Origin of the sequence: Geosporobacter subterraneus DSM 17957 (assembly GCF_900142145.1) — a bacterium.
GTDB lineage: Bacteria > Bacillota > Clostridia > Peptostreptococcales > Thermotaleaceae > Geosporobacter > Geosporobacter subterraneus.
Genome location: NZ_FQZV01000087.1, coordinates 1 through 6817 on the forward strand (window position 1 = coordinate 1; position 6817 = coordinate 6817).

Annotated in this window: 8 protein-coding genes; all 8 read right to left on the reverse strand. The window is 39.9% G+C overall.

Annotated features, from left to right (window positions below):
• Nucleotides 1-632 precede the first annotated feature (632 nt).
• The 8 genes from BUB56_RS18660 to BUB56_RS18695 all read right to left on the reverse strand — a co-directional run bounded on the left by BUB56_RS18660 (nt 633) and on the right by BUB56_RS18695 (nt 6414).
• Entirely contained in the window at nt 633-1250 is a 618-nt protein-coding gene (locus BUB56_RS18660) for a 50S ribosomal protein L25 (protein ID WP_110942757.1), read from the reverse strand.
• 172 nt (nt 1251-1422) lie between these two features.
• Nucleotides 1423-2034 carry a 50S ribosomal protein L25 gene (locus tag BUB56_RS18665; RefSeq protein WP_110942758.1) on the reverse strand — a complete coding sequence of 204 codons (612 nt, stop codon included), beginning with the start codon at nt 2032-2034 and terminating at the stop codon, nt 1423-1425.
• A 181-nt stretch (nt 2035-2215) separates the two neighbouring features.
• Nucleotides 2216-3151: a thiamine pyrophosphate-dependent enzyme gene (locus tag BUB56_RS18670; protein WP_110942759.1), complete on the reverse strand. Its 936-nt coding sequence runs from the start codon at nt 3149-3151 to the stop codon at nt 2216-2218.
• 11 nt (nt 3152-3162) lie between these two features.
• Nucleotides 3163-4344 carry a pyruvate ferredoxin oxidoreductase gene (locus tag BUB56_RS18675; protein WP_110942760.1) on the reverse strand — a complete coding sequence of 394 codons (1182 nt, stop codon included), beginning with the start codon at nt 4342-4344 and terminating at the stop codon, nt 3163-3165.
• A 15-nt stretch (nt 4345-4359) separates the two neighbouring features.
• Nucleotides 4360-4668: a 4Fe-4S binding protein gene (locus BUB56_RS18680; RefSeq protein ID WP_110942761.1), complete on the reverse strand. Its 309-nt coding sequence runs from the start codon at nt 4666-4668 to the stop codon at nt 4360-4362.
• Entirely contained in the window at nt 4668-5246 is a 579-nt protein-coding gene (locus tag BUB56_RS18685) for a 2-oxoacid:acceptor oxidoreductase family protein (RefSeq protein WP_110942762.1), read from the reverse strand. The genes BUB56_RS18680 and BUB56_RS18685 overlap by 1 nt, the downstream gene beginning before the upstream one ends.
• A gap of 431 nt (nt 5247-5677) precedes the next feature.
• Complete coding sequence (locus BUB56_RS18690; protein WP_110942763.1) at nt 5678-5950, reverse strand: pro-sigmaK processing inhibitor BofA family protein; 273 nt, start codon at nt 5948-5950, stop codon at nt 5678-5680.
• 161 nt (nt 5951-6111) lie between these two features.
• Nucleotides 6112-6414 carry a YaaL family protein gene (locus BUB56_RS18695; protein WP_190014756.1) on the reverse strand — a complete coding sequence of 101 codons (303 nt, stop codon included), beginning with the start codon at nt 6412-6414 and terminating at the stop codon, nt 6112-6114.
• Nucleotides 6415-6817: the final 403 nt, after the last annotated feature.

The window sequence follows — 6817 nt, forward strand, 5'->3', positions numbered from 1 at the left end:
ATATCCACCCAGTTCTATCCTGTCACCCCTTGATGATTTATTCTTCAAATAGGGTTATGCAATTATGTGGGCAGACACAGCGGTCTGCCCACATAGGCGTCAACGTAATCCAATTATTTCCAAATAAACCTTAGAAGCATGTCATTCTGAGCGTTAGCGAAGAATCTTATAAAACATAAGCAAGATTACTTTTGAGTATCAGAATATATCATCTAGCTTAAAGATCCTTCGACTCCGTTTTACTCCGCTCAGGATGACAAATGATGGGTTAAGTTGACGCCTATGGGTCTGCCCCTACAGAAACCTTTTTAACGGACAGGCACAGAGACCTGTCCCTACGAAAACAGGCTGTCTGACAAGAAACCATGGGTGTATTAAAAGAGAACGACTTTGGAATCATTGGTTAAGAAAATAGAGGTGCAATATTGAAGAAGGATCGTGAAAGGGACAGGAGGTCCCTTTAGGGATCACGGGGCACGGATGCTGTCATTGATCCCGGTAGATCCTTAGAACAATATTGCGGCCTATTTTCTCCAATGGTTTCACGGAGTGACGGTTGATACCTCATGGTTTCAAAGTAGTATACAGTTTAAAAAAGCCGTTAACAGCTTATGGTTAACGGCTGACACCCCTTATTGTGTTTTCATTAAACGGTCTAGCAAGTCCCCTGACTCCCCTTCACCAAGATCGTCAATCACCTTTTCCGTTCTTGCTAAGGAAGCGATAATTTCTCCCGGATCATTTAGGATACTTAGTTCCCCTGCAAATTCAACATCGGCCACCCTCAAAGGATGCCCCGGCGTCAAGATGGATACATCCAGTTCGATACGATCAGGCATGTGCTGCGGCAGGCAGCTAATATGCAGCTCTCTAAGCTGCTGCTGAACAATTCCCTCTTTGGACTCCACTCTATCCTTTCCTCTTAATACAATTGGCACTGTAGCATTGATCGCTGCATTATAAGAGATTTCTTGAAAATCAACGTGAATAATCTCATTGGTTACTGGATGCCGTTGAATATCTTTGATCATTACGGTTGCATGATCCTGGCCTATCTCTAAATCTAACAGTACATTTGTTCCGTGATTCCTCAAAATTGTATCCATTTCTCTTTTATTCAATTCTATGGTTCTGTTATGTACATCATGTCCATAAATAACTCCAGGTATATGTCCATGGCTTCTGATTCTATGGCAGGCGCTGGAACCAACTTCATTTCTTATACTGGCACTAAGTGCTGACTTTAACATACTCTCTCCTCCTAGGCTTCAATCTATTTGACATTATTTCCAAACTCAATTCTTTATATACTTTGATTCATGAATTGCAGCTGGACTAGGAGCAGGAGGAACCTTTTGAGTAGTATATTTTCAAAAAAATCGATGGCGAGCATGGAAGCCCGCCATTACAGGATATTATTTGTTAATATAGCTTTCTCAATTTTTCTTCCTCTGAAATCTCTTCAACAACCTCTTCCTTAGAAGGGGAAGCGATCAAAGCAACGATTTCCTCGGAATCATGCAACACTTCAATGTTGGCATCTGCATACACGGCTAAATCTTTAACCCTCATTGGCTCTCCAAACTTTAGTGCAGATGCATCTACCTCTATTACCTGAGGAAGATACTTGGGATAGGTTTGGATCTCCAGCTCCGTGATTTGCTGTTGTACAACAGCGATACTTGATTCTACCGCAGCCTTATTCATTAGGTGCAGAGGAATTCTTACCTTTACCTTTTCACCTGCATCCAGCTCCTGCAAATCGATATGTAGTACATGCTGCTTAATTACATGACGGTGGATATCCTTGATGATTGCATGACATACTACATTTTCTACTTCCAGTTCTACGCTGGCACCAACACCATATTTAGTTAACAGACGCTCTAATTCTTTCCTTGGGAAGCATACATTTTTACTTTCTTTATTATGTCCGTAGACAGTTCCCGGAACATATCCTTCGTTTCTAATCACTTTAAGATGGCCTTTCCCAGTACCTGCTCTAACTTCTGATTTTAATAATGGTCTGCTCATGTTCACTTTTCCCCCTTTGGATTAGTAAGCATTTATGCCCTTACTATTATTTAAACAGATAATTCCTAATTTTTCAAATATTTTATAGGTATTTTTCTGAATTTTTTGTTTTTGTGTCTTTTGGGTATTTCTTGCCAATAGGACAATAAAAACCGGCACCTTTCGGTACCGGTTTACGATATTACTTCTCTCCGCATCTTTCTAGGATAATCTCCCAGTGACGGTCAACTTCTTTTTGCATATCTTCAATTAAATGTCTGTTTCCTTCTTCGAATAAGTGGCTGAATCTACCTTGTAGTTTTAAATATTCTTCGATTGGCAGCTTCGTCTTTGGTTTATAGTTTAACTTCCATTTGCCGTTTTCTACTTCAAAGATCGGCCAGAAGCAAGTATCCATCGCTAATTTTGTGATTTCCATCAGCTTAGGCGTATCATATCTCCAGCCTCTTGGGCATGGAGCCAATACATTTAAGAAAGCAGGACCTTCTGTGTAGATAGCTTTTTCTGCTTTTGTGTGAAGATCATTAAAATTACCAAAAGGAGCTGTCTGTGCTACATATGGAATGTGATGAGCTGCTAAAATCGTAGCCAAGTCCTTACGATACTGTGGTTTACCAGGAATTACATCGCCAGCAGGGGATGTAGTCGTGTCTGCGTATTTTGGGGTTGCAGAGGATCTTTGAATACCTGTGTTCATGTATGCGCCGTTATCGTAGCATACATACACCATATCATGGCCTCTTTCCATAGCTCCAGATAAGGATTGTAATCCGATGTCATAAGTACCGCCGTCTCCACCGAAGGCGATAAATTTATGTGTATCTTTTACTCTTCCTCTCCTCTTCATTGCCTTGTAAGCCGCTTCCGCACCACTCACTGTAGCACCTACATTTTCGAATGCACTGTGGATGAAAGAGTCCTTCCAAGCAGTATATGGGTAAATACAAGTAGATACTTCAAGACATCCTGTTGCTACACCTACAACCGCTTTATCTTCCGGTTTAAGTGCACGCATCACAGCACGAGCTACTACAGAAGCTCCACAGCCAGCACATAATCTATGTCCACCTGTCAAACGTTCAGGTCTTTCTGTTAATTCCTTCAAATTTACAGCCATGTCTGCACCTCCTACTCTTTTACGCCAAGGTAGTTGTAAGGTGAAGTAACAACACCTGTCGCAGCAACTTCCTTAAGCTCGTTGTATACTTTTTCAATATCTGTTGTTCTTACGTCTCTTCCGCCTAGACCGTATATATAGCTTGTAATCTTCGGCCTTACTTCTAAATCGTATAAAGCAGAACGTACATCCATGAAGATCGGACCGCCTGCTGCAGAGAAGGATTCTGCCTTATCCATTACTGCAACGGCCTTAAGATGCTTAAGGGCTTCTGCTAACTCTGCTGCCGGGAATGGTCTGAATACACGAAGCTTTAATAAGCCAACCTTTAATCCTTGTGCTCTTAGGTCATCCACAACTGTTTTTGCAGTACCTGCAGTAGAACCTAATACAACGATAGCCATTTCTGCATCATCTAATTTATACTCTTCAAAATAGCTGTACTTTCTTCCGGAAAGCTTTTCAAATTCTTCAAATACCTCTTTAATTACAGTCTTTGCATTGAACATAGACTGCGCTTGTTCTCTCTTGTGCTCGAAATAGTGAGCTGGCAAGTCCAGTGGTCCCATAGCTACAGGGTTTTCGCTATCCAATAGATAGAAAGGTGCCATAGGCTCTCCTACGAAGTTTCTAACTTTTTCTGTCTCTAAAAGTTCTATATTTTCAACAGAGTGGCTGATGATAAATCCATCTAAACATACCATTACAGGCAGTCTAACGTCTTTATGCTCTCCGATTCTTACAGCCATGATTGTATTATCGTAAGCTTCTTGGTTGTCTTCTGAGAACAATTGAATCCATCCGGAATCTCTAGCCCCCATAGCGTCACTGTGATCATTATGGATATTTAATGGACCAGACATTGCTCTATTGATCAAAGGCATAACGATTGGAAGTTTATCAGCAGATGCGATGTACAGCATCTCCCACATTAATCCCATACCGTTTGCCGATGTTGCTGTCATAACTCTAGCACCCGCTGCAGCAGCGCCGATACAGGCACTCATGGCACTGTGCTCACTTTCAACTGCTACAAACTCCGTATCCACTTCTCCGTTCGCAACATATGTTGAGAAGTACTGAGGCACCTCAGTGGATGGTGTAATTGGGAAAGCAGCAACTACATCAGGATTTATTTGCTTCATAGCCGTTGCTACGGCTTCGTTTCCACTTAATCTTTCTCGAATTGCCATTCTTTTTCCCCCCTCTTACTCTTCTACAACGTAATCAAATACTTTGAATGGACAGACCTCAACACAGACACCACAGCCTTTGCAGTGATCATAGTCTATACCAGTCATTTTTTGATCTTTTACTAAAATAGATGAATCTGGGCATACAGGGAAGCAAAGCATACAATGCTTACACTTTTCCTCATTCCAGATTGGCTTCATGGATCTCCATGCACCTGTCTTATATTTTTGAGCATTTCCCGTTTCATAGATTACACCACCAGGAGCTGCATCTTTCCATAAGATTTCTTCTAAATGAGAAGGTGTTGTTTTCTTAGTTGCCATTAGCCTTTCACCTCCTGTAAAGCTACTTTTAATGCATTCATGTTTCCTTCTATTACCTGAGGCTTTGATGCAAATTTGTGTTGGAAGGATTCTACCATTGACTCTAAGAATTTTTCTTCAGTCATAACACCTGTTACTTTTACTACTGCAGCAAGCATTGGGGTGTTAGGAAAATATTTTCCCAATGTCTCCATGGATACTTTTCTAGCGTCAATCGTATAGATTTTTCCTTCATATCCGCCCAATTTTGCTCTTAGCTGCTCAGGATCCTTGTCTGTGTTGACAATGATTGCGCCCTCTTTTTTCAAACCTGCACATACATCTACGTCCTTGATAAGGGACTCGTCTACTACCACTACGAAGTCAGGCTCATAGATATTACTGTGGATTCTGATTTTCTCGTCACTAATTCTGTTGTAAGCGGTGATCGGTGCACCCATTCGCTCCGGACCATACTCCGGAAATCCTTGAATATATTTACCTGTCATAAAAGCAGCCTCTGCCAGCAATAAAGAAGCTGTCTTGGCACCTTGACCCCCACGGCCATGCCAGCGAATTTCTGTCATTTGCATTGCCATTGTTTTTCCTCCCTTCATATTCCTTCAATATAATCCAAGCCTCTGTTTTGAAAGCCAGAGTTCACCCGCTTTCAAAACTATGCCTGATCAGGCAATTTTCTTTATTGTCAATTTACTGACAACTTTTGGTATACAACTGTACTATTACAGCGGTATGTTTGTGTGTCTGTATTATTACAGTTGAGAAATTTACTGTAACAGTATGTATAGCTTTCACTAAATGTGGTTATAATATATTGTTACAGCTTTCAAAGCCTAGTATAACAGATGCTTTTGCACGTGTCAACATGGATATTTCCTCCACAAAGAGTTCTTATTTTCTCTCGAATTTTCATGAGCAACACAAAAATATACCTTCGTTTTGTCTAAATGAAACGAAGGTATACTCCAGTAATGAAACATATTTTCTTTTATTAGAAATATTTCTTCTATTATAATAGATATCTTAGACCTAACATCAACAGGATTCCCGGTACACCTAAAAATCCTGCCACCAAAGCGGTGATTGGATTGATTGCAATGCCTATCTGGAAAAAACCGCCGATAAAATTCAGAATCAGCAGAGCGATCCCGCCAATAATCCCATTATACACCAATTTAATTACAATTTTGATCGGCACCAGCAAAACATATCCCACAATGTATAGCAGTATTAACCCGAAGGCATAGGCTAATATAATATTGATCTCCATTCCAATTCCCATCCGTTTCACCCCTGGTATGCATAATCGACTTTCCCTTAAACTTTATTGTTACATTATATATAGTTTGTACGAAGAATATGTCATCTTTTTCAGTTAAAAAGGACAGGCGAAGAGGTGTTTCTATTCTCTTGCCTGTCCCTTTAAAAGCCGGTCCCTTCACATTATTGAAATCCGTCCCGAATGCCCATTTCTCTTGCCAGCTTCATGAGATAAACATATCGTGTCTTTGCTGCCTGCACCCGATAGATTGCGTAGTCTACCAGATCATCGTCCGTCACATTTTGAAAATAAGCTTCTGCATTCTTCCACTCTTCATGGGCCATACGAATATTATCAATCATTTTTTCATTTTCTGAGCGTAGATCTGCTCCGTTGATTACCTTCGCATAAAAGTTATTCACTGCACTTAAAAATTTGTTTTCCTGCTCCTTATTGTTTCCCGAGTATTGTGTTATTTGACTCACTTTAGTACCCCCCATATACACCGATTCTGTTCAATAGCATATCCATATTTTGGATGAATTATACCTGTATAGAAGACTGGAATATTTACCTTGGGTGCAATTCCCAAAAATAATTTTATTGATAATGATTATTAATATCATTATTGGATATATATTACTTAGAATCAGTAGCCTGCCTATCTGTTTTAGACTTTTGTCTACTCTAGGAAATCTTACTACAGATTTCCTAGCTAAAAAAAATTATTGTACCAAATAACATTAAACCTGAATTATTCATCATAATTTATCCAGCATTGCTTCGTGCCGCATAGTTACAGTAGTTTTGCATTATTATTGGTTTCACTTAAAAAGTGAAACCAATACAATAGAAAAAGAGTTTCAACTTTGTTAAAATGAAGTCACC